General features: G+C 53.0%; 28 protein-coding genes, 1 tRNA gene and 1 pseudogene. 21 read left to right on the top strand and 9 right to left on the bottom strand.

Annotation, left to right across the window (positions count from 1 at the left end):
• Window positions 1-95: 95 nt before the first annotated feature.
• From P3C52_RS02570 to P3C52_RS02480, 19 genes are all read left to right on the top strand, one after another.
• Window positions 96-221 carry a YlcG family protein gene (locus tag P3C52_RS02570; protein ID WP_104958083.1) on the top strand — a complete coding sequence of 42 codons (126 nt, stop codon included), beginning with the start codon at window positions 96-98 and terminating at the stop codon, window positions 219-221.
• Window positions 211-825 (top strand): hypothetical protein, encoded by a 615-nt coding sequence (locus P3C52_RS02565; RefSeq protein ID WP_275553660.1) that lies wholly within the window; start codon window positions 211-213, stop codon window positions 823-825. The genes P3C52_RS02570 and P3C52_RS02565 overlap by 11 nt, the downstream gene beginning before the upstream one ends.
• A 130-nt stretch (window positions 826-955) precedes the next feature.
• Window positions 956-1032, top strand: a tRNA-Ile gene (locus tag P3C52_RS02560).
• Window positions 1033-1177: 145 nt separating this feature from the next.
• Window positions 1178-1636 (top strand): hypothetical protein, encoded by a 459-nt coding sequence (locus tag P3C52_RS02555; protein WP_275553659.1) that lies wholly within the window; start codon window positions 1178-1180, stop codon window positions 1634-1636.
• Window positions 1633-1878: a hypothetical protein gene (locus P3C52_RS02550; RefSeq protein ID WP_275553658.1), complete on the top strand. Its 246-nt coding sequence runs from the start codon at window positions 1633-1635 to the stop codon at window positions 1876-1878. Before P3C52_RS02555 ends, P3C52_RS02550 begins: the two co-directional genes overlap by 4 nt.
• Window positions 1875-2342, top strand: coding sequence for a glycoside hydrolase family protein (locus P3C52_RS02545; RefSeq protein WP_275553657.1), 468 nt, complete (start codon window positions 1875-1877; stop codon window positions 2340-2342). Before P3C52_RS02550 ends, P3C52_RS02545 begins: the two co-directional genes overlap by 4 nt.
• Window positions 2339-2683, top strand: coding sequence for a hypothetical protein (locus P3C52_RS02540; protein WP_275553656.1), 345 nt, complete (start codon window positions 2339-2341; stop codon window positions 2681-2683). Before P3C52_RS02545 ends, P3C52_RS02540 begins: the two co-directional genes overlap by 4 nt.
• Window positions 2680-2976 (top strand): hypothetical protein, encoded by a 297-nt coding sequence (locus P3C52_RS02535; protein ID WP_275553655.1) that lies wholly within the window; start codon window positions 2680-2682, stop codon window positions 2974-2976. The genes P3C52_RS02540 and P3C52_RS02535 overlap by 4 nt, the downstream gene beginning before the upstream one ends.
• Before the next feature lie 231 nt (window positions 2977-3207).
• A complete protein-coding gene (locus tag P3C52_RS02530) occupies window positions 3208-3405 on the top strand; it encodes a hypothetical protein (protein ID WP_145055753.1) in 198 nt (65 codons plus the stop codon).
• Window positions 3406-3587: 182 nt separating this feature from the next.
• A complete protein-coding gene (locus tag P3C52_RS02525; protein ID WP_275553654.1) occupies window positions 3588-4289 on the top strand; it encodes a phage antirepressor KilAC domain-containing protein in 702 nt (233 codons plus the stop codon).
• Window positions 4286-4495: a hypothetical protein gene (locus tag P3C52_RS02520; RefSeq protein ID WP_275553653.1), complete on the top strand. Its 210-nt coding sequence runs from the start codon at window positions 4286-4288 to the stop codon at window positions 4493-4495. Before P3C52_RS02525 ends, P3C52_RS02520 begins: the two co-directional genes overlap by 4 nt.
• Window positions 4496-4586: 91 nt before the next feature.
• Window positions 4587-4895, top strand: a complete 309-nt coding sequence (locus P3C52_RS02515) for a hypothetical protein (RefSeq protein ID WP_275553652.1) — start codon at window positions 4587-4589, stop codon at window positions 4893-4895.
• Window positions 4892-5158, top strand: a complete 267-nt coding sequence (locus P3C52_RS02510) for a hypothetical protein (RefSeq protein WP_275553651.1) — start codon at window positions 4892-4894, stop codon at window positions 5156-5158. Before P3C52_RS02515 ends, P3C52_RS02510 begins: the two co-directional genes overlap by 4 nt.
• Window positions 5159-5191: 33 nt before the next feature.
• Complete coding sequence (locus tag P3C52_RS02505) at window positions 5192-5464, top strand: hypothetical protein (RefSeq protein WP_275553650.1); 273 nt, start codon at window positions 5192-5194, stop codon at window positions 5462-5464.
• A 9-nt stretch (window positions 5465-5473) separates the two neighbouring features.
• Window positions 5474-5899, top strand: coding sequence for a DNA-packaging protein (locus P3C52_RS02500; RefSeq protein ID WP_275553649.1), 426 nt, complete (start codon window positions 5474-5476; stop codon window positions 5897-5899).
• Entirely contained in the window at window positions 5883-7178 is a 1296-nt protein-coding gene (locus P3C52_RS02495) for a PBSX family phage terminase large subunit (RefSeq protein ID WP_275553648.1), read from the top strand. The genes P3C52_RS02500 and P3C52_RS02495 overlap by 17 nt, the downstream gene beginning before the upstream one ends.
• A 9-nt stretch (window positions 7179-7187) precedes the next feature.
• The gene (locus P3C52_RS02490; protein WP_275553647.1) at window positions 7188-8630 is read left to right on the top strand and encodes a phage portal protein; all 1443 of its coding nucleotides are present in this window, start codon (window positions 7188-7190) and stop codon (window positions 8628-8630) included.
• A 40-nt stretch (window positions 8631-8670) separates the two neighbouring features.
• Window positions 8671-9570 (top strand): phage minor head protein, encoded by a 900-nt coding sequence (locus P3C52_RS02485; RefSeq protein WP_275553646.1) that lies wholly within the window; start codon window positions 8671-8673, stop codon window positions 9568-9570.
• Between the two features lie 43 nt (window positions 9571-9613).
• Window positions 9614-10222, top strand: coding sequence for an HNH endonuclease signature motif containing protein (locus P3C52_RS02480; protein WP_275553645.1), 609 nt, complete (start codon window positions 9614-9616; stop codon window positions 10220-10222).
• A 10-nt stretch (window positions 10223-10232) separates the two neighbouring features.
• Here P3C52_RS02480 and P3C52_RS02475 read toward each other — a convergent pair.
• Window positions 10233-10930 (bottom strand): IS1 family transposase gene (locus P3C52_RS02475; protein WP_275553408.1). Its coding sequence is split into 2 segments (ribosomal slippage): window positions 10233-10681 and window positions 10681-10930, totalling 699 coding nucleotides; the frame shifts between segments, so codons are not numbered across the junction.
• A 55-nt stretch (window positions 10931-10985) separates the two neighbouring features.
• Window positions 10986-11333, bottom strand: a pseudogene (locus P3C52_RS02470) (SDR family NAD(P)-dependent oxidoreductase); the annotation flags it as partial.
• A 99-nt stretch (window positions 11334-11432) separates the two neighbouring features.
• Between P3C52_RS02470 and P3C52_RS02465 the strand changes: the two are divergent.
• The gene (locus P3C52_RS02465) at window positions 11433-12317 is read left to right on the top strand and encodes a LysR family transcriptional regulator (RefSeq protein WP_275553644.1); all 885 of its coding nucleotides are present in this window, start codon (window positions 11433-11435) and stop codon (window positions 12315-12317) included.
• A 127-nt stretch (window positions 12318-12444) separates the two neighbouring features.
• Here the strand turns inward: P3C52_RS02465 and P3C52_RS02460 are convergent, their stop codons facing one another.
• From P3C52_RS02460 to P3C52_RS02430, 7 genes are all read right to left on the bottom strand, one after another.
• On the bottom strand, window positions 12445-13008 hold the full coding sequence (locus tag P3C52_RS02460; protein ID WP_275553643.1) for a nucleotidyltransferase family protein: 564 nt from the start codon (window positions 13006-13008) through the stop codon (window positions 12445-12447).
• On the bottom strand, window positions 13008-13946 hold the full coding sequence (locus P3C52_RS02455; protein WP_275553642.1) for an XdhC family protein: 939 nt from the start codon (window positions 13944-13946) through the stop codon (window positions 13008-13010). The genes P3C52_RS02460 and P3C52_RS02455 overlap by 1 nt, the downstream gene beginning before the upstream one ends.
• A gap of 9 nt (window positions 13947-13955) precedes the next feature.
• Window positions 13956-16154, bottom strand: coding sequence for an aldehyde oxidoreductase molybdenum-binding subunit PaoC (gene paoC, locus P3C52_RS02450; RefSeq protein WP_275553641.1), 2199 nt, complete (start codon window positions 16152-16154; stop codon window positions 13956-13958).
• Between the two features lie 3 nt (window positions 16155-16157).
• The gene (locus P3C52_RS02445; protein ID WP_275553640.1) at window positions 16158-17108 is read right to left on the bottom strand and encodes a xanthine dehydrogenase family protein subunit M; all 951 of its coding nucleotides are present in this window, start codon (window positions 17106-17108) and stop codon (window positions 16158-16160) included.
• A complete protein-coding gene (gene paoA / locus P3C52_RS02440) occupies window positions 17105-17785 on the bottom strand; it encodes an aldehyde dehydrogenase iron-sulfur subunit PaoA (RefSeq protein ID WP_275553639.1) in 681 nt (226 codons plus the stop codon). Before paoA ends, P3C52_RS02445 begins: the two co-directional genes overlap by 4 nt.
• A gap of 312 nt (window positions 17786-18097) precedes the next feature.
• Entirely contained in the window at window positions 18098-19708 is a 1611-nt protein-coding gene (locus P3C52_RS02435) for a hypothetical protein (RefSeq protein ID WP_275553638.1), read from the bottom strand.
• Between the two features lie 389 nt (window positions 19709-20097).
• On the bottom strand, window positions 20098-21105 hold the full coding sequence (locus P3C52_RS02430; RefSeq protein ID WP_275553637.1) for a LacI family DNA-binding transcriptional regulator: 1008 nt from the start codon (window positions 21103-21105) through the stop codon (window positions 20098-20100).
• Window positions 21106-21300: 195 nt separating this feature from the next.
• Between P3C52_RS02430 and P3C52_RS02425 the strand changes: the two genes are divergently transcribed.
• The gene (locus P3C52_RS02425) at window positions 21301-23049 is read left to right on the top strand and encodes a class I mannose-6-phosphate isomerase (protein WP_275553636.1); all 1749 of its coding nucleotides are present in this window, start codon (window positions 21301-21303) and stop codon (window positions 23047-23049) included.
• Window positions 23050-23051: the final 2 nt, after the last annotated feature.

Below are 23051 nucleotides of genomic sequence, written 5' to 3'. Positions count from 1 at the left end.
CGCCTGGCTGAAGTGAACAGAAAGATAGAGCGAGTTCAGTATAAACCCAGCGCCCGGCAGCCTTTAAGCCAGCGCATTCTGAATTGGTGGTTCGCATGACCGAATACCTCAAAGAGAAGTGGCTGAAGCTTCGCATCATGAAAATGCGCGGCATGGCAGAGATAAATTACCGGATCATCCGCAACACAGCGAAAATCATGGGGGTTAAGCATGCACGCTGAAGCACTGACTCAGTTAGCACAGGTTATGCGAAAATCCGACCTGAAGAAGCGTTACCTCAAGCCTGTAAAGCTCATAACTCCTTTGCAATCCGCATGGGTGCGTTGCCTGCTTGATGTGTGGGGTGAGAAGTACGGCGGCCACGTAGGGCCAGATGGCGGAAAGTCGAGCGTGATAGGGCGCCTGATGATACGCAAGGAATGGAACGACAGGGAATCAGAGCGGATTATGGAAGTGGTGAACAATCTTCATAAGCAGGGATATCGCGGAGATGAGCTGTTCATCAAAGCGAAGCAGCTCATTAACCCGCAGCACTCAGTAAGCAATCTTCTCGACCGCGCCAACGAGCAGGAAGATGCTGACCTGGTTGAATCTGTCATCTGCAGTACGTTCGCACCTGATAACCCGATTCGTCATGTAGCCATTAAATACTATTGCGAACGCAAATGCGCGCAAGATATTGCGTACGAGCTGTCGCGGCTGACCGGCATACATGTTGAATCAAGCAGGAAGCGAATCAGATGGTGCCGGGAATTGCTTGAGGCATCCGTATATCACGCGATAATGCGCGAACTGAATGGGATAAATCACAAAGTTGCCGCTTAAATGCAAAAACTTGCAAAAATAATTTGAAAACGAGACGAGAGCCTGGTACATTTCTGTTATGCTCGTGACAAAAGTCGTTGAGCAACAGAATTTAAGCCCTGACCTAACCCGTCGGGGCTTTTTTGTTTTTGCTATCGTAGCTTAATTGGTTAAAGCACCCGACTCATAATCGGTCGATTGAAGGTTCAAGCCCGTCCGATAGCACCATATCTATAAGACCAGCCATTGAGCTGGTTTTTTCGTTTTTGCGCTCAGTGATTCATTTCCCCGTTATATATGACGCTTCGTCACTGCAGCGCACTTTTCTTCACAGCAATCAGCCGGAGACCTCTGGCACCGCCGGAGACGGCTTATGGCTATAACTGATTTCATCACAAAAGAGGCTCTTATCGGATTCGGCGGCGCGGTATCGGTTGGCCTTAATGGCTGGCTGGCATTTAGTCGCTACTGGGTTAGTAACAGAGCCAAGAACGCAAATGACAACCAGCAGATAGACATGCTGGAGCGTCAGGAGAAGTACATTGCCCGCCTCGAAAAGACAAATGAGGAATTACGGGCAGACAACACCGCCAAGGATGAGACGATCCGCCAGTACTGGAAGACCATTGCGGAAACGCAGGCGACGTTACAAATCATTGAAAGTTCACAGGAGCGACTTGAAAGAGAAAACGGTCTCCTGAAGCAAGAGGTGAAAGACCTCACCACATCAAACATGAACCTCATGAAGAGCATGAACGAAATGCGTGAGTCCTACGGCAATCTCGTTCAGAAATTCACTGAGCTTCAGAACTCACTGGGGGTTCCTAGATGAGCATTCAGAAAACCCCCGAAGGAACCGTAATCACCTGGCAAATGTGGCTGGCTATCTTCGCCACATCATTTGGTATCTATCTGGGTGGCGTTTCTTCCGGTTATTTCATAGCTCGCGCCGAATATGCCCAGAAGGCAAATCAGCGTGATGTGAAAGTAGAAGAGTTGAAAAAGAAGGTTGACCAGCTTCCTCAGCAAACCGCTACGGAAGTGAAAGAAGCGGTTAGGGAGGAAAGCAAGTGAGCCAGATTATCCAGATACTTTCGTACGAGGAAGGCTATCGAGAGAAGCCCTACATCGATACGGAAGGCTATCCAACTGTCGCCTGTGGCATCAAGATTGGGCCCAAGGGTGCCAGTCTTAGCAACTACACCTTCACCGTTCCCCGCAAGGTTGGTGATGTATGGCTTCAATCTTTCGTTGATTCAACCATCAACCAGTGTCGCAGCAATCCGGCTATCTACGCAGCGTTGCAGCAATGTAACCCGGCGCGGGCAGATATCCTCTACTCGATGGGGTATCAGCTCGGAGTTGCAGGTCTGGCAGGCTTCAAAAACACGCTGGTCATGATTTCCAACGGTGATTTTGATGCGGCTGCCAATGGCATGCTTAACAGCCTGTGGGCGCGTCAAACGCCCAATCGTGCGAAGCGTCACGCGGCTGTAATGCGCTCCGGTGATTACGATGTGTATAAGGGGCTGATATGAGCATCCTGATATTCCTGTGCGTTGTGGCCGCTGTCATTGTTGCTGTGCTGCTCATCCGTAAACACACATCGGTCGAATTTGTCAGCCATGCCCGTCTGCTGTTCCGCGCATGGTCGGTATGGCTCAGTGGTATCGGTGCTGCACTCGGCGTTTATCTGGCGTCGGCGCCTGATGCGATTATCACTGCATGGAACATGCTACCCCCTGACCTCAAATCGATGCTGCCGGTAAACATCGCTCAGTACGTGAGTTATCTGTTGGTCGCGCTGGGTATTGTTTCTCAGTTCATCCGGCAGAAACGCCTGGTTGAGAAGAAGCAGCAACTGGACAAGCAGCCATGAACACTCTCGTTAACCTGTTCGCTGGCGGCTGGAATTACATTCTGGCCGGTCTGGCTGTTGTTGCTGCGATTCTCGCCAGCTACTTCAGCGGTAAGAAGGTAGCAAAAACCGAGACTCAGGCAAAAGGTGATGTGGCTGAAGCTGAGAGGGTACAACGTCAGGCAGAGGCTAAATCAGATGTGGAATCCCACAACATCCAGACCGCTAAAGAAGTTCAGCAGAGCAACGCTACTCTCAGTGATGACGCTGCTCGCGACCGGTTGCGTAACTCGAAATACCACACCGACGACTGAATACATCGTCACCGACTCCAGCTGCACACTGTTCAGTCCCATCTACACCCACGGTAAGGACGCTGACCTGATGGATATCCGCACCGTAAGGGCGATCAACACCCATAACGAGCTGTGGGACAAAGTTTGCGGCAAGCAGTGACAACCCCCAAGAAGATTCACCCTAAGTAACAGAGCAACATCAGCCTCGCTATGCGGGGCTTTTTTTTACCACAACCAAGAGAAACAACAATGCTAACTATCAAGACGATCAACAAAGACAACGACATTTCAGTTTTACAGGCAACCGGTGACGTGAGTTTCGTTCGTGAATCGCGAATGATTTTCTTCCGTGGCTGGTCAGGCGGTGATGATGAAATGCTCTTGGACGAAGGCGAGGTGGCTTACGTCTGCAATGAAAAAGGCGTCACCGTCGCAACATTCCAGTAAACAAAGCAGGGCCTGACTTCGGTCGGGCTTTTTTATACCTGCAGCAACCCCGCGCCATGCCCGGCGTATTTAACAACACAGAGCCTTTCAGGAATCAGCCTCGGAGATAACCGTTATAAGCGGCGGCTTCTCTGTGGGCGGTTATCTGGGCAACGAGGCTTATTCACTAAAAGGTACACGCAATGAAAGAGATGATCTCGGTAGAACGTGAAGTGTCCATGAGTAGTTTGGACTTTCTGAATAACATCATTAACCCGGCCCGTGTCGAAGCCGGCGAAACCCCTCACGAGCCACGTAAGTTCTTGGCAAAAATTGAGGATGAGTTGGAGTTGGACGGAACCGGAAAAAAATTCCGGTTAAACAGTAACCACACTCAAACAGCTTATTACGATCTCGATTTTGACCAGATGATGCTGGTAGGGATGAGGGAGTCGAAAGCCGTCCGCCGCGCTGTTCTTGCCAAGCTTAAAGTGATGCATGGACCGCAGATACCGCAGTCATTACCAGAAGCACTGCGCCTTGCTGCCGACCTGGCTGAGCAAAAGGCTCAACTGGAAAGCAAGTTAGCAATCGCGGCACCCAAGGCTGAATTTGTCGATCACTATGTCGAAGCATCTGGCTCAATGGGTTTCCGTGAGGCTGCGAAGCTGCTGAAGGTCAAAGAAACAGACTTCCGACTATTCCTGATAGAGCAGGGTGTCATGTATAGGCTTGCTGGAAAGCTAACCCCTTATGCTCAGCATCTTGATGCCGGGCGATTTACTGTGAAAACAGGCGAGAACCAGCATAACGGACACGCATTCACCCAAGTGAAGTTCACGCCGAAAGGCATTCAGTGGATTGCTGGCCTTCTGGCGGCGGCAAATCTGCAGGGAGCAGCATGATGAAAACCATTAAGGGCTTCAAAGTTGTCGTGCTTCTGCATGAAGGTCATGAAGCCGGATTGCCACCGGAAGAGCTTGGTTGGCAAAACCATCCAGATCCAGAGATTAAAGATGGATTTCTGATTATCAGGAAGGGACTAAACACCTACGGCCTGCCACTGAGCAGAATCCGCGCCTTCAGCATTGAAGCAGTTACTGATGAGTAAGCATCACAAGGCGCTTTCTAACCAGAGCGCCTGATGATGATTTTGACTATTAAAATGTTACTATTGCACCTTAAAAACGGAGGTGTGAGTCATGTCAGCCATAAGCCACATAAAAAACCCACTTACCATCATAGGCATATTCGCCGGTATAGTAGAGATATCAGCTAATTTTGTGCTGCCATTTTTAAACCCAGCCCAGCAAAATTTGTATTTATGGTTTCTAATGTTATTCCCTGCGGGCTTAGTGGCGATGTTTTTTTTAACCTTAAACTTTAATGCGGTCGCTCTGTATGCCCCAAGTGACTACAATAACGACGACAGCTATATTCAAGCTAACGCTAAAATGATTGGTAATGTGGCTGAAGGATCTAAAGCATCATCGGGGATTACGTGGCCATGAAAATCATCAAATCTAGTAACTTTAACGAGCAAACCATTTCACTGGACGGAATAAGCTTTGAAAGTTGCACTTTTAGAAGATGCAAGCTTGTCTATTCAGGAACAGATACCTTTAATTTGTTGAATAACAAATTTTTTGATTGCATATGGACTTTTGAAGGGCCAGCAGCAAACACACTTGCCTTTCTTAGGGCCATGTATAAAGACATGGGAGACTTTGGGAAGCAAATGGTTGATGCAACATTCGAAAATATAAAAAGATAACCGCCCCCAGGGCGGTTTTTTATTGGAGCTAACATGGCTGACACCTACCGCATTACAGTAACCACCAAATCAGGCGAGACGCATGAAGGCCTGATGAACCGGTCACAACCTGAAATCGTTAACGGCTTCATCGGCGTTGCTCGTGAAGATGGTGCCTGGGTATATCTGGCGCCTGATGACGTGCTGAAGATGGAGTACGTTCCTGAGCCGGTTAAAGAGGTCGAGCCTGAACCCAAGCCTGAGACTGAAGCCGAACAATCAGCGCCGGCCGATGAAACAGATTCGGCTGAAGAAAAAACAGAGTAAGGAATGATTATGGCGACCGAAGAAAGTAAAAATGAAATCGGCCGCCCAAGTAAACTCGCCGAATCGAAAGAGAAAGCGAGAGAATATTTGCTGGGCGGCTATGAGACCATTGGTGACGTAGTTCCCAGCGTGGCAGGGCTTGCCTGTTATCTTGGCGTGGCGCGGTCATCCATCTATAAATGGGCCGGAGAGGATAAGTCAGAAGATGGCTTTTCGGACATCGTAGAAGGGATTCTGTCTCTGCAGGAGAATAAGCTACTGAATGGCGGGCTAAAGGGAGACTATAACGCCACGATTGCCAAGCTACTCCTTGCCAAGCATGGTTACGCCGAGAAGCAGGAAGTTGATAACAAGTCATCTGATGGCAGCATGGCCACAAGGCCAACAACAATCAGACTGGTAGGGGTAGAGCCAACGAATGGAAAGCCAAGTTGACCTACCTATCCCCGCAAAGTTAGTCCCCGTATTTGCAACTCCCGGCATTCGATATCGCGGCGCATACGGTGGGCGCGGCTCAGCCAAAACTCGAACATTTGCACTAATGAGCGCAGTTAAGGCCTATGAGGCGGCTGAGAACGGCCTGAGCGGGGTGATACTGTGCGCTCGTGAGTATATGAACTCGCTTGAAGAATCCTCAATGGAGGAAATCAAGCAGGCGATACGTTCAGTGCCATGGCTGGATGACTATTTCGATATTGGTGAAAAGTACATACGCACCAAAAACCGGAATGTTAGCTACGTCTTCTGTGGCTTGCGCCACAACCTCGACAGCATCAAATCAAAGGCAAGAATCCTCGTTGCTTGGGTAGATGAGGCTGAATCGGTATCGGACACGGCATGGAAGAAGCTCCGGCCAACAGTCCGTGAAAGTGGCTCAGAAATCTGGGTGACGTGGAACCCAGAAAAAGACGGCAGCGCTACTGATAAGCGATTCAGAAAGAACCCACCCAAAAACTCGATGATAGTCGAGATGAACTATGGCGATAATCCATGGTTCCCGGATGTTCTGGAGGAAGAGCGACAGGAGGACTTGGCCACTCTCGATTACGCCGATTATGCGTGGATTTGGGAGGGGGCTTATCTGGAAAACTCGGATAAGCAGGTGCTGGCTGGCCGGTATGTGGTGCAGGACTTCGAAAGTGACCTGTGGCAGAAAGCTGAAAGGCTGCTGTTTGGCGCTGACTTTGGTTTTGCTAAAGACCCAAGCACGCTACTGCGAATGTTTATCCTCGATAACTCGCTCTATATAGAGTATGAGGCCTATGGCTCCGGTGTCGAGCTTGACGACATGTGGAAGTTCTATGCTGGAAAAGAAGATGCCTCGGCCAAACAAATGCAGGATTGGAAAGTTACCGATGAGGCTAAGTATCCCGGGATTCCTCAGTCTCGTAAGTGGCCAATAAAAGCGGATAACTCGCGGCCGGAAACCATCAGCCATGTCAAATCACAGGGCTTCAACATCTCCGCTGCTCAGAAGTGGCAGGGCAGCGTTGAGGACGGCATTACTTGCCTGCGAGGATTTAAGCAGATTGTGATTCATCCTCGCTGCAAAGAGACCGCCAAAGAGGCTCGACTCTATTCCTACAAAACCGATCGCAATACCGGAGAAGTGCTTCCTGTAATTGAAGACAAGCACAACCACTGTTGGGATGCGGCTCGTTATGGCCTTGATGGATACATCAAACGCAAATCCAAAGGCGCAATCTTCTTCTAAGGAGCAACAGTGAGTGATAACAATAACGAGGTCTCATTCCTCGTGAACGCCCTTGCTGATGCGATAGGGCGGCAGCGCATGCTGTATGCCGGTCAGCCTGGCAACACGAAGCGGACGAAGCTTTGGGATGAGTTCGGTTACCCGGATAATCTCGAGTTCGACCGTTACTACCGAGCCTATGAACGAAACGCTGTAGCGCATGCTGCGGTGCATAAGCTGCTCGATTCCTGCTGGGCTGATCGTCCTACCATCATCGATGGCGATGAGAATCAGGAGGCGGATGAAACAAACCAATGGGAAGCCTCAGTAACCAAGTTTCTCAACCGACACTGGCCGAAGCTGAAAGACGCTGACCGTCGAAATCTGGTTGGTCGTTATTCGGCTCTGCTGATTCAGTTTCGTGATGGTAGGCCGTGGTGGGAGCCAGTTGATCGCAATGTTGTAGGTCGCCTTAAAGACAAGGCCATCGTGCGATTTATCCCGGCATGGGAGGCACAGGTTAAGCCTGGTAACTTTGATACTGACACTCTGTCAGAAACCTACGGCCAGCCAGTGAAGTACAAATTCAACGAGCAGCCCATTGGCGACGATGGCACATACGGCCCGGTGCGCAGCATTGATGTTCACCCTGAGCGAATCATCATTCTTAGTGAAGGCTCTGAAGATGAGAACATTCTCGCAGGTGTTCCGCTGTTACGTGCAGGCTATAACAAACTGCTCGACCTTGAGAAAGTGTCAGGTGGTAGCGCTGAAGGCTTCCTGAAGAACGCCAGCCGCCAGCTTGGTATAGCTTTTGATAAAGAGACTGACCTCCAGACGTTAATGAGCCAGGCCAAAGAGGCAGGGTTTAAAGATTTAGGTGACGCGCTGAACGATAAAATCAGGCGCATGAATAGCGGTACTGATTCGGCTCTGGTTATGCAGGCTGGACAAGCCTCTGTGCTTTCGGTGGCTCCAGCTGACCCCTCGCCAACCTGGACTGTTACAGCTAACGAATTCGCCGCCTCAATCCAGATTCCATTTACTATCTTGTTCGGTCAGCAGACCGGACGACTGGCATCTGATGAGGATAAGGCTGACTGGGCTAAGCGATGTAACGGACGCCGGTTCGGGTTTATGACCTCATTCGTGAAAGCAGTAATTGAGCGCATGTGGACGGTCGGTGTCATTGAAGCTCCTTCATCCGGAGAGGTAACACTGGCATGGTCTGACCTTCTGGCGCCAAGCGAGAAAGAGAAGATTGCCAACATGCAGGCGCTTGCTGACGTGGCTCAGAAAACCCAGCAGGCATACGGCACACCGGCAATCGAACCTAACGAGATACGTGCTGTGGGCGAGCTGGAGCCATTCAGTGAACCAGAGGAGCCAGCCGGAGCCGCAACGACAGACCCGCTGACAGGTGACCCAATTGAACAACCGACAACGACCGGGAAGCCCGATAATACCGCGTAATAAATCGGAACCAACACAGTCATATCGCCAAGTTAATCAAATGTATCGTGATATTGAAGGGCGGTATCACAGCATTAAAGTGGCGCTTAAAAAACTTTTTGATATTCGATTGTTGGGAAGGGAGCGTAGTAACAACTCCCTTTATGGCTACATACTTTCTCGAGAAGGAAATCAGCCGGGAACCCTTTATCAAGTCAATGCCGGTGTGTACATATACGATATGACCGCCGCGCAACTAGCCGACTTACTTGAAAATGTGCAGCGCATACTTGATGACTATCTACTCGAAGGGCATGGTCAGGATATTTGGGCGCTAGATTACATAGCCGCTGAATATCAGCGCGGAACGTTGAATGCCTTTACAAATCTCTCCGCTCAGTCTCCGTTATACGCGAGCCAAACAACGCTCCAGCAGCTACTTAGTAGCCCTGCATATCAGAACCAAATAGCATCTGCTTATGTATCTACATATAGCGACTGGAAGGGCATTTCAGATAGCGCCAGGACTGATTTAGCTAATGTGATTGCCGAGTCGATTGGTAGAGGAGTCTCACCAAGGGAAACTGCATCAATCGTTAGTAAGCGATTGGACGTATCGATGTCCAAAGCAAAAACCATCGCCCAGTCAGAGCAAGTCGGGGCATTAAGGCAGGCACAGCGCAATGAAGTGGATTGGGCTCATGATCGGCTTGGGTTGAACACGGCAATTCTCTGGTTATCAGCTTTAAAGCCAACAACAAGAGCGTGGCACCGAGCAAGGCATGGAAGAACCTACACAACGCAGGAGGTGGAAGATTTCTACTCGCAAAGTGGGAACTCTTTCAACTGTTATTGTGCCAACGTGCCTTGTCTGCTTGACGATGACGGTAATCTCTACAACGAAGGACTATCTCAAAAACTCGCTAAAGAGCGGGAAGATTGGAAGCCACCAACTAAATAATTTGATAAAATATACAGGCGGCTAGACCGGCCAGTCGAAAAGGGTGAACGTAGACACCTCTGCCGCAACCATCATCTACGAAACCTACTACGAGGTTTATATGAAAGTCTGCGCCAAATGCGGTGAAGCGAAGCCGTATACTGAATTCCACTCAAGCAAAAACAGAGCAGATGGTAAGCATCCATATTGCAAAGTATGCGATGCATTAAAAAGAAGAAAACCGCGGGGCGATCTTGTCAACGGGCGTCGAGAGATGCCTGATGTTGAATGGCTTAAAGAGATCATCGACTACCAAGATGGCGTTTTATCTTTCAGAAAATCAAGGGGTGGCATATCAGCCGGCTCGCCTCTTGGGTATGAGAGTCCAAATGGTTATCTTCATGTGAGATTACTAGGCATTCTTTATCCCGTACATCGTATCGTGTGGAAGCTTCATCATGGAACTGATCCTGAATTTATCGACCACGTCGATGGCGATAAAAAAAATAACAGCATCGATAATCTGAGAGAAGTCACTCGAACTCAAAACAACCGTAATGCGAGCCTGAGCAAGGCCAATACCACTGGGTTTACTGGGGTATGCTATGCAAAAAGAGAGAGAATGTACCGCGCAGAAATTTACGCTGAAGGTAAAAGAACCTCTCTTGGGTAATGACTCCAACTTACTGATAGTGTTTTATGTTCAGATAATGCCCGATGACCTTGTCATGCAGCTCCACCGATTTTGAGAACGACAGTGACTTCCGTCCCAGCCTTGCCAGATGTTGTCTCAGATTCAGGTTATGTCGCTCAATGCGCTGAGTGTAACGCTTGCTGATAACGTGCAGCTTTCCCTTCAGGTGTGATTCGTACAGCGGCCAGCCATCCGTCATCCATACCACGACCTCAAAGGCCGACAGCAGGCTCAGAAGACGCTCCAGTGTGGCCAGAGTGCGTTCACCGAAGACGTGCGCCACAACCGTCCTCCGTATCCTGTCATACGCGTAAAACAGCCAGCGCTGACGTGATTTAGCACCGACGTAGCCCCACTGTTCGTCCATTTCAGCGCAGACAATCACATCACTGCCCGGTTGTATGCGCGAGGTTACCGACTGCGGCCTGAGTTTTTTAAGTGACGTAAAACCGTGTTGAGGCCAACGCCCATAATGCGTGCACTGGCGCGACATCCGACGCCATTCATGGCCATATCAATGATTTTCTGGTGCGTACCGGGCTGAGAGGCGGTGTAAGTGAACTGTAGTTGCCATGTTTTACGGCAATGAGAGCAGAGATAGCGCTGATGTCCGGCAGTGCTTTTGCCGTTACGCACCACGCCTTCAGTAGCGGAGCAGGAAGGACATCTGATGGAAATGGAAGCCACGCAAGCACCTTAAAATCACCATCATACACTAAATCAGTAAGTTGGCAGCATTACCCAGCACCCCTTTGATATTCACATCGATCATTTGATCCCACTCATCCACTTTAAGCGAGGACATCAGCGACAGCGGCATGATGCCGGCATTATTGATAATCACATCGATGCGGCCCCATTTTTCCAGCGCGAAGGCAGCAAACTGTTCCACTGAGCTACGACGGGTTACGTCCAGCGTCTGGATCCCGACTTCTGCTCCGTTAACACGCAGCTCCTCAGCCAGCGCGGTTAAACGCTCTTCGCGACGGGCCCCCAGCAATAACACCGCATCGGTTTTTGCCAGTTCACGTGCGATTCCCGCACCAATGCCGCTGGATGCGCCGGTAATTAAGATCACTTTCTGAGACATATTTTCTCTCCTGTTGATGTCGTGCTGGTGATCTTACGTTGGCGAGACTATAAAGATAATCCGCTCATTACTTAACAGACTGGTGACGGTAGCTAAACAATGAATATTGATAAAAACGCGCTTGAAGTGTTTGTTATCGTGGCGCAGACGCGCAATTTTCGGATAGCGGCGGAGCGGTTAGGCGTGACGCGTTCGGCCATCAGCCAAACGTTGCGTCGGCTGGAGGATCGGCTGAACATTTCCCTGATGCAGCGCACAACACGCAGTATTAACCTGACTGAAGCGGGAAAGCGGCTTTATGCTGATGTCGCGCCAGCGATTGAACAGCTCAATAGCGCCGCGACAGAAATTGCTGACCAGCTGGCGCAGCCGCGTGGTCAGCTGCGGCTGGCCATATCTTCCATTGCCGAAAGAGTTATTGGCGGCAAGATACTGGCCGATTTTATCTCTGCTTATCCCTGTATCGAACTGGACATTACCATCACCGATGAAGAGTTCGACATCGTGGAGCAGGGTTACGATGCAGGCGTGCGCCTTGGCGAGGTCATCGCGCAGGATATGATTGCGGTGCCGGTTTCCACCCCGCAGCGCCAGGTTGCCGTGGCTTCTCCCGCTTATCTTGCGCAGCATGGTATGCCGCAGCACCCAAACGAGCTGATCCATCACCGTTGTATCGGCTGGCGCAAAGGGCCCAACGTTTCGCCTTATCGCTGGGAATTTGCCGAGCGGGGACGCGATTTTGATGTGGATGTTAATCCTCAGCTAACCACCAATGATATGGGCGTCATGATCCGAACCGTGTGTGCAGGCGGGGGGATTAGTTTTGGTATGGAGGAGACCTTTCAGCCCTATATCGCGCGTGGCGAACTGGTGACATTGTTAGATGAGTGGCTACCGTCTTTCCCTGGTTTTTATCTCTATTTCTCCAGCAGGAAAAACCTGGCGCCAAAGCTGAGAGCGTTTATCGATCATGTGAAAATGTGAGTGGTTGAGTCGGTATAGTTTGGCATTTCGCGCGTGAAAACATTGAGGTTGTTGCTCGTCGGGTTTGAGAGCAACCCGCATCGCCACCTCAACACAATGGCAAAGCCTTTGAGAAGGAACGCCATCATCAGGAGGGTAAATGTTCACGCATCCTCAGCCGCCGCTCTGCATTTTCTAAATCCGCTAACGTATCTATGTCCTGCACAATGCCCTCATCATCAAGCGGCAGATCCAGCACTTTCCCATCTCGTCGCGCGCCTTTCACAATGTCCCTGGCGCCCACGTCGCCCGACAGCGCCATTAATAAAGGTTTAAATGCCCGACTAAAGCCCACCGGATGCCCCTGACGTTGGCAATAATGAGGCACCACCAGCGGTTTTTCTTTTAACCCTGCGGCAACGCGTTGCAGCGAAGCGGGCTGAATTAAGGGCAGGTCGGCAGGCATAATTAACCAGCCTGAAGCGTCGGGCGCGGCGTTGACGCCCAATGAAACAGATTCACCCATGCCGCGCGTGCCGCCCTCCGGTCTGATCAGCTGCCAGGCCAGACCGGCGGCTTCTACTGCCTGAATGACATGCGCAAGCACAGTTCGATCGCCCAACTGTACGTCGAGCTTATGCGTTGTTGCGCCAGAGGCGAGAAACCGTTCCCCTTTGCCCGCCGCCAGAATAAGTACCACAGGGGAGAGCATTAATGCTCTCCGGTCATGAGGCGGGCCGCCGCCACGTCCGCCAGCACCGAGAGCGCCAGCGATCGGGCGTCTCGTGCTTTCGGGAACAGCCCGATGGGGGCCTTGATACGATTGATCTCGTCCTCGCGCCAGCCAAGTTCGCTGAGCTTTTGCATACGCTGGCAATGCGTGCGATGGCTGCCGAGCGCGCCGATATAAAAAGGGTTCGCCTTCAGGGCGAGCTGCAGCGCAGGCAATTCACGGTTCAGGTCATGCCAGAGCAGGATTACCGCCGTATCCGCATCCATTAACGCGGCACTTTGCGCAGAGACATTCTCAAAAGCGTGCGTCTCGTAGCCTGCGGCCTGCGCAAGATCGGCGGTTGCCTGCGCTTCAACAGAGCGGCCATAAACAATCGCCCGCACGCAGGGGCGATACGCCGTCTCAAAACCCTCGTTATGCCAGCCTGTTTTTGGAACAGTATTTAGCGTTTGCAGCGTCTGCGACTGAGGCGTATAGCGCAAGCCAACCGGCCTGCGCTGTTCCAGGCAGTTCAACACCGCCAGCAGCGGTTGCGCCGAGCGTAATTTATGAATGCTCAGCGTAATGCCGCCGCCGCAGGGCAGGGCGATATCGAACCAGGGCGATCCTGCGCCATATTGCACACTGCGATCCTGACCGGACGCGATCGCCTGTAGCGCTTCAAATGCGACGGCGGCTTCCACGCAGCCGCCGGAAACGAAACCGCAATATTGGCCATCTTCGCGTACCGTCATCTGCGCGCCCAAAGGCCGCGCCGCGCCGCCGCGAATCTCCACCAGCGTCACCAGCGCGGCTTCCATGCCGCACGCTAATGCCTCAACCGCAAAGCGTAAGATCTCTCCGCTGTCATCGGTCAGAAAAGCAGGCTCAGGCGTTAACCGACTCTCTTCGGCCAGTCCGATAGTTGATAGCTGCATCGCTTCTCCTTATTCAACGACCGGAAGCGCGCTAAGCAGCTTATCCAACTTGATGGGATAATCGCGTACTCTGGCGCCCGTTGCGTTATAAATCGCATTGGCGATGGCCGCACCGACGCCGCACAGCCCCAGCTCCGCTATTCCCTTGGCCTTCATCGGCGATGACATTGGATCGGTATCGTCGAGGAAAATAACCTCCTGTTCAGGAATGTCGGCATGAACCGGCACCTCATATTGCGCCATATCGTGATTGACGAAATAGCCCAGGCGCGTATCGACCGCCAGCTCCTCCATCAGCGCTGCGCCGATCCCCATGGTCATCGCGCCGATCACCTGGCTGCGCGCCGTTTGCGGATTGAGAATGCGGCCAGCGGCGCACACCGCCAGCATACGACGCACGCGGACTTCGCCGGTTGCGATATCAACGCCGACTTCAACAAAATGGCCGGCGAAGGTGGATTGCTGATACTGCTTATCAAGATCGCCAAACTCAATGGTGTCTTCCACCGTCAGAGTGCCGTTTACCGCAGCCTCGCTGATGGGGGCGCTGCGCGTACCGCTAATGATCTTCCCGTCGGTAAACTGTGCCAGGTTGGCATCAAAGCCGAGGTTGCTCGCGACCGCTTCGCGCAGTTTTACACAGGCGGCATAGACGCCCGCCGTGGAGGTATTGGCGCCCCATTGCCCGCCAGAGCCGGCGGAAACCGGAAAGGTTGAGTCGCCCAGCCGCACCTCGACCTTCTCCAGCGGCACGCCCATCATCTCAGCGGCCGTCTGGGCAATAATGGTGTAGCTGCCGGTGCCGATGTCGGTCATATCCGTTTCGACAACCACTTTCCCTGTCGCGTCGAGATGTACACGCGCGCCGGAAGGGGCAACGATATTGTTGCGAAAACCGGCCGCCACGCCCATGCCCACCAGCCAGCGTCCGTCCCGAACCTGCGCGGGCGTGGCATTACGCCGCTGCCAGCCAAAGCGCTCCGCGCCGGTGCGCAGACACTCAATCAGTTGACGACGCGAGAAAGGGCGGTCGGGATTGGCGGGATCGACCTGGGTATCGTTGAGAATGCGAAACTCAACGGGATCGAGGCCCGCTTTTTCCGCTATCTCATCAATAGCGATTTCCAGCGCCAGCATTCCTGCCGCTTCACCCGGCGCGCGCATGGCGTTGCCTTCCGGCAGATCAAGTTTTGCCAGCCGCAGCCCGGTATGACGATTGGCACCTGCATAAAGCAGTTCGGTCTGCTGAACTGCCGTCTCTGGTATACCGCCGGGCAGATTGCCGGACCAGCTTTCATGGGCGATGGCGGTGATTTTACCGCTTTGATCGGTGCCGATGCGCAGTTGTTGAATCGTCGCCGGACGGTGCGTGGTGTTGTTAGGAATTACCGGCCTTGGCAGCATCACTTTCACCGGCCGTTTTGCGGCGCGAGCGCCCAGGGCGGCCAGAAGCGTATCGCTGCGTAAAAACAGTTTGCTGCCAAACCCTCCGCCGATATAGGGCGCGATCACCCGCACTTTTTCAGCGGGTATTTGCAGCGTTTTGGCCAAATCGGTTTGGCACCAGTTCACCATCTGGGTTGAGGTCCAGACGGTAAGCTTATCGTCGTCCCAGACGGCCATCGATGCGTGTGGCTCCATCGCCATATGGCTCTGATCGGGCGTGGTGTAGGTGGCGTCCAGTTTTACCGCCGCCGTTGACCAGGCCGCATCGAAATCGCCGACGTTTTTGTCTGGCTGGTCTTCGGGCGGTGAGGTAACGGCGGGCTTCTCATCAGCCAGATCGTAAGCGCCCGGTTCACGGCTGTATTGCACGTGTACAAGGGCTGCTGCCGCGCGCGCCTGCTCAAAGGTCTCAGCCACCACCAGCGCAATGGCCTGCTGATAATGTTCAATGGTCGGGCCGCCCAACAGCGTGGCGATATTTTTATCCCCTTTGCCTAAAGGCCCGGCGTTATCCGCAGTGACCACAGACAGCACGCCAGGCGCGTTTTCCGCTGCCCTGATGTCCAGTTCGGTGATCTGCCCCTTCGCAATCGCGGCGCTGACGATATAGCCATAGGCCACATTATCGACAGCATCATGCCATTCATAGGCATAGTGGGCGCGGCCGGTGGTTTTAAACGGGCCATCAATACGATTATGCGGTTGGCCGACCACTTTCAGCTGGTCAATCGGGTTCTCGCCTGCCGGTTTATCAAATTTCATCTTTTATGCCCTCGCTTCCGTCAGCACCGAGGCGAGCGTACGCTTCGCCAGCAACAGCTTGAACGCATTTTCAGGCGTGGGTTGCGCACTGGCGAACAGCTTGTCATAAACCGCCTGTGCGCCGTAGGGAAGCGCTGCATCCGCTTCCTCCAGCCGCCACGGTTTATGGGCGACGCCGCCAAACGCCACGCGTCCGGTGCCATCCGGTTGCACAATGGCGGCAACCGATACCAGCGCGAACGCGTAAGAGGCACGATCGCGCACTTTGCGATAAATGTGCGTGCCGCCAGCTGGTGGAGGCAGCGTCACCGCGGTAATCAGTTCGCCTGGCTGCAGGATGGTTTCCAGATGCGGCGTAGTGCCCGGCGCGCGATAAAAGTCGGCCACCGGAATTTTTCGTTCGTTCCCGTCTGGATTAACGGTTTCCACCACCGCATCCAGCAGCAGCATGGCGACGGCCATATCGCTGGGATGCGTAGCGATACAGGCTTCACTGGCGCCCACCACGGCAAGCTGGCGGCTGAATCCCTCCAGCGCGGCGCAACCGCTACCGGGCAGCCGCTTATTGCAGGGCTGGTTGGTATCGTAAAAATAGGGGCAGCGCGTGCGCTGAAGAAGGTTACCCGCCGTTGTTGCCTGATTACGCAGCTGACCGGAAGCGCCTGCCAGAAGCGCCCTCGAGAGAACCGCGTAGTCGCGGCGCACGCGAGCATCGGCCGCCAGATCGGTGTTACGCACCAGCGCGCCGATGCGCAAACCGCCTTCGGCGGTCGCATCGATGCTGTCCAGCCCAAGAGCGTTCACGTCAATAAGATGGGTTGGCTTTTCAATTTCCAGCTTCATTAAATCGAGGAGATTGGTGCCACCAGCGATAAATTTTGCTCCAGCAGTTTTACGGGCGCTGGCTGCCGCTTCTGCAGGCGTTTTCACACGTTCATAAGTGAAAGCTTTCATGATTTCAGCTCCCCGGCGGCGTCTTTAATGGCGTCAAGAATGTTCGAGTACGCCCCGCAGCGGCAGATGTTGCCGCTCATACGCTCGCGGATCTCCTCGTCCGTCATTTCCGGCGGTGACACCAGATCAAGCGTCACGTGGCTGGGAATGCCGGCTTCCAGTTCTTTCAGCGCCGCCACGGACGAACAGATCTGGCCGGAGGTGCAGTAGCCGCACTGGTAGCCATCATGTTTAACAAAAGCCGCCTGCACAGGATGCAGATTATCAGGCGAACCCAGGCCTTCGATGGTGGTGATTTCGGCATCCTGATGCATCACCGCGAGCGTCAGGCAGGAATTGATCCTGCGGCCATCAACCAGCACGGTACAGGCGCCGCACTGCCCATGGTCGCAGCCTTTTTTGGTGCCGGTAAAATGCAGGTGTTCGCGTAGCGCATCCAGCAGCGTGGTGCGGGTATCAACGTTAAGCTGCTGGCGCTCGCCATTTACTTTTAAGGTCACCGGAAGGATTTCAGGCGGCGGCGTCATAAAATGTTCGCTGTTGCCCAAGGCCGGGCCGGGCAGGCCCGCCGTCGTTGTTGCACTGACTTTTCGTTGCTCCCGATACGTCTGGCCAAATTCATTTTGTTCAGCCTCACCGGTACGGTTTTGTTCAGATATTTCGCCTTGGTTGCTCATACCAGGCCTCCAGTATTCAAAAGAAAGAAATAGTGACTGCTATCTAACTCTGTTTTTTAAACATTAAGCATAGACGGCGCTGGCGGCGGGATTACTCTTAAATCGCCAATACGGCGATAAGGAATAGTTATCAATGGCAGGCGAGGGAAGGGATGCTGCTGCGTAAAGGCTTAGCGTGGCGCCAGTTGCCGCCGTGAAAATGGGCAACCAGTCTGTAAGACAGAGCGTCGCTTATCGGCAGTCGTATTAGCGTGATACGTGACGTTTGATATGAGCGGCAGGAGTCCTGCCGCTTTGGTAGGTCTAATGGTTTTATGCTTTGGTAAAGCTGCCGATAATATCGATGTTGTTCAGGATATTAGGCTGAACGGGCAGCGTGCCGCTGGTCTGATAATCCACCGCGATTTTCGCCACGGAGCCGATGGACTGGTTCTGAGCCGCCGTCAAATGCGTCACCCTTGCACCATTTGTAATATGAAGCAGGGCATCAACATTGGTGATATTCACATTCTTCACGCTGGTGAAACCGGTATTAACCGAACGGATAGCCGACGCCGCGCCGCCCGTCGCCAACTCTGAGTTATCGAGGTTGGCGCCATCGATCATCATGCCGCCCGTAGCGTTACCCTCACAGTAAACCGCGCCGGTAAAGTTTTTGACGTTCAGCCCGCTGATTTTCGCGATGCCGGAGGAGTTAAAGCCAAAAATCGGTTCGGCACAGTTTTCGATATGAATATTTTTAAGGGTCGGCGATTTCAGCTGCATGATATTCATGCCACGCTTTCTGCTGGCCGGATTCATATAAAGCTCGACGTTTTCAATCACGCTTTGTACGTGTCCCAGCTTCTCAGGATCTTTCCCGTCATCTTTGGCGGACAAGCCCTGTACGGCGGCATCGGGCGCCCAGAACGCTTTGACATTTGAAAACTTGCTGCGCTGGCTGTAGTTCATAAAGAACATCGCCGCGCGATCCGGGCTCCAGTGCTGGCCGGTGTAGTCATCCGCCGTGCGCGTGACATGCAGCAGCATATTTGAAACCGTTACGTCTTTGGTCTGAATCAGCGCCACGTTCCACCAGGTCGCGCCGCCAGCGGAGATGTTGCCGTTCATAATGCCGCGCTTAACGCCTTCAAACACATAGTGACGGCGGAAGGATCCGATAGCTTTGTTGTTAGCAAAAATAAAATCAGCCTCATCGGTCAGCGGATTTTGGTTGGTACGACTGCCCGGCATTCCCTCTGCATGGAAAGCAATGCGGCAATCCTGGCCCGCTTTGGCGCTGGCAAAGTTATTTACCACGGTAGCGCCCGCGCCCCATACGGCAAACGCATCGCCCTTATCTTCGCCCCAGGTGCTGGTTTGATCGGTTGGGCCTGCGCCGGCGCCCAGGCATTCCACCGCAAAGTTGCCGTCAATCAGCGATCCATACCATTCACCGGTAGAAAGCACATAAACCGAGTGCAGCATTTGCTCGAAAAAGGAGCGGGCGACGGTAACATTATGTGCTTCAATCGCCAGCGCGCCCTGCCGCGTCGTATTAATGGTGCGATCCGCGACTTCCAGCGGATTGCGCATCTGGATGCGCTCAACGATTGAGTTGTTGCCAGCGATGCGTAGCGCCGTTCGGTTTCCCATATCCGGCCCGATAAGCAAGTTACAGCCAGGCGCGCCGATAATCTGCTGGAAAGGCAGGGTAGTTTTTACTTCATTATTTAACGCAATCTTCGTATCGATGGTGACATATTTTTTGCTGTTCAGAAGCTCGGCAAGTTCCGCTGATTTATCATCTCTGGCATCAACAGAAGAGATATTTGCCTTTGAGGTGCTGATGCTGTCCAGAATAACCATTGGGGCCTCGATTTCGCTGCGTGGAATAGATTGTGCTTCACCCACTTCATTAACGCCGATCAGATTCGTACTCATATTTTTCTCGCATAGTCAGGTTAAAGGATGGCAATCCTTTGCCATATTTCTTATCGGGGTTGCGTTGGCTTTTAAAATAACGCTGCGTCAGCTTGTCCGATGTTCCGCCTGACCTACTGTCGGTAATTTGCCTCCGCATATCTATTTAACCTTGTCCGCTTATCGCTCAGCGGGATCGCGCTTTCTGCAGGAGAAACGCGTGGCGCATAACGGCGCATCAGGCGGCCCTTTTTTGCAGACCAGCCGGGTTATTCTTGCCCGACAAACAAGAAAAGTTTAATGACGCGGCTGTTCTACCGTTCACGACAAGAAGCCCCGGTGCAATAAATCAATCCGGTCGGACAGGTTTACAACAGGCCGGGGAATGAATGGCGTAAACCTGGGCATCGTCACTCAGAACCGCAGGACTCTCGCACCACAAGCGTCGGCGGTAAAATAATCCGTTTCGGTGGCTCATCATTGCCCTGAATACGGTTGTACAACAGCTCACCGGCCTGGCGGCCAATCTCTTTCGCCGCAACGGAAACGGTCGTTAGCGCGGGCTGTACCAGTGAAGCCTCGGTAATATCGTCAAATCCCACCAGCGCGAAATCCTTGCCGGGCATCCGGCCCATTTTGCGCAGCGTCTGCATAACGCCGATGGCAACCACATCCTGATAGCAGACTGCTGCGGTAATTTCCGGGTAACGCTTAAACAACGCCTCAGCCACGCGCGCGCCGTCGCTTTGGCTGGCAAGAGAAGTGACGATCCAGTTGCTGTTGGGCTGGATACGATGCTCAAGCAGCTTGCTGCTGTAACCGCCGATTCGCTGCGCCCGACTGACAGAGCTTTCGCTGCCACCGATAAAAGCGATATGACGATGTCCCAGCTGGAGTAAATGTCGGGTTGCCAGCTGGGCTCCGAGGAAGTTATCAGTGCCGACGAAATCAAAATCGACATCATTCAGCGGGCGAACCACCATAATGGTGGGAATATTGCGCCGCTTAAGGGTTTCAAAAAACAGCGGCGGCGTTTCTTTGGCCGCGCACAACACCATGCCGCAGGCGTTGTTACGCATCAGCGAATCAACAAATTTTTGCTGTCGTTCGCCCGATTCCTCACTGTTAGCAAGAAACAGCAGCAGATCATGGCGCTCCATCTCCTGACTAAGGCCTGCGGTCATTTCGCCGTAAAACGGGTTGGTAATATCGTGCAGCAGCAGGCCAACCTGATTGCTGGAGCGATTACGCAAATTGGCTGCGGTCTGGTTATAGACATAGCCCAGCTCATCAAGCGCCTTCAGCACCCGCTGACGCGTGGCGTCTGAAATTCGTCCCCGGTTGCGTAATACCATAGATACCGTTGCGGTTGATACGCCCGCTCGTTGTGCGACCTGCGCCAGGGTTATTGAAGTCATCTGCTCTCCTTGTTAAACAAAGCGTTAGTATAGGTTAATCGAATAACCTGAAAATGACATTTTTTCTTGTGAAAGGCTTCACAGATATAGTTCTCTCTCACGCTTTTTTGTTTTGAATGCGGGGTTAATCGCGTTTACCAGTCTGGTCAAACCCGGTTAATCGATTAATCTGGGGGAAAGCAAAGGGAGCGACTTATGAAGCATATTAATTACGATAAATTTCCCGAAGTTCGCATAAAGGGATTTGACGATCACGCCTGGCGCGGCTGGTCAGCGGTTCAGCAGGCCGTTGCGGCGCGGCTGTCGGAACAGCAGAAGATTGTGCTGGTTATTGACTGTTACCCTGGCGTTCGCCTGGCTGAACTTGAGCAGCAGCTGGTTTACTGGCTGAATCCCGCGCTGGCAATCAATGCGGAAACGGCCCGCCACAGCGCGCAACATTTGCATGATCTGCTCGCCGCCAATCTGACGGATGACCGCGTATTTGGTGTGCTTTCCTGCCACCAGCTCAGCGAATTTTTCTGCGACGACAGGCTGGCGGCGTTACAGCAGGAAGTGGAGCAGGTTAAAGCGGGCCTGGTGGTGGTTTACGGTCCTGGCGCCGCGTTGGTACACCCTGGCGACATTCTGATCTACGCCGACCTGGCGCGTTGGGAGATTCAGCAGCGCTTTCGCAGCGGCGAGCTGGGTAACTGGGGCGCCAATAATGAACAGGAAGATATTCTGCGCCGCTATAAGCGGGCCTTCTTTGTTGAATGGCGGGTGTTTGACCGCCATAAAACGCCGCTGCTCAGGCGCGCTGATTTTTTGTTAGATACGAACCGGCAAAACGATCCGGCGCTGATCAGCGGCATCGCATTGCGTTATGGCCTGCAACAAACGACCCAACAGCCATTCCGTGTGGTGCCGTTTTTCGACCCTGGCGTCTGGGGCGGACAATGGATGAAAGAGAAGTTCGATCTCGATCCTTCGCAGCCCAATTACGCCTGGTGTTTTGACTGCGTGCCGGAAGAGAACAGCCTGTTACTGCGCATCGCTGATGTGCGAATCGAAATCCCTTCGCAGGATCTGGTGTTGCTTTATCCGCGCCCGCTACTGGGCGAGAAAGTGCATGCCCGCTTCGGCACCGAATTCCCGATCCGCTTCGATTTTCTGGATACCATTGGCGGGCAGAACCTCAGCTTTCAGGTTCATCCGGTGACGGAATATATTCAACAGCACTTTGGTATGCACTATACCCAGGATGAAAGCTATTACCTGCTGGAGGCCGAGCCGGGCGCGGAAGTCTACCTTGGCACTCAAACCGGCATCGACCCACAGGAGATGCTCAACGACCTCGCCAGCGCCCAACGCGGGGAAAAAGCCTTCGACGATGAAAAATTCGTTAACCGTTTTCCGGCGCGCAAACACGATCACTTCCTGATCCCGGCGGGCACCGTACACTGCGCCGGTGCCGGGACAATGGTGCTGGAAATTAGCGCTACGCCCTATATTTTCACCTTCAAATTGTGGGACTGGGGCCGTCTGGGGCTGGATGGTCTGCCGCGTCCGGTTCATCTGGAACATGGCAGCCAGGTTATTGACTGGCAGCGGGATACCCAATGGGTACGCGAACATCTGATCAACCAGTTTGAACCTGTTGCTGAAGGTGACGGCTGGCGTGAAGAGCGTACCGGCCTGCACGAACGCGAGTTTATTGAAACCCGTCGTCACTGGTTCAGCAAGTCGGTGCTTCATCATACGCGGGGCGGGGTAAACATACTTAATCTGGTTGAAGGGAGCGAGGCGCTGGTGGAAAGCCCGACTAACGCCTTCGAGCCCTTTGTTGTGCATTATGCGGAAACCTTTATCGTCCCGGCGGCGGTAGGGGAGTATCGCATATCGCCTTATGGCAGCAGCATCGGACAGCAGCTCGCCACCATGAAAGCCTGGGTAAGAGGATAACA

It is taken from the genome of Mixta sp. Marseille-Q2659 (assembly GCF_940807255.1).
GTDB lineage: Bacteria > Pseudomonadota > Gammaproteobacteria > Enterobacterales > Enterobacteriaceae > Mixta.
The sequence above is the reverse complement of the archived record's forward strand: the minus strand, read 5'-3'. Positions and strand labels throughout refer to the sequence as shown.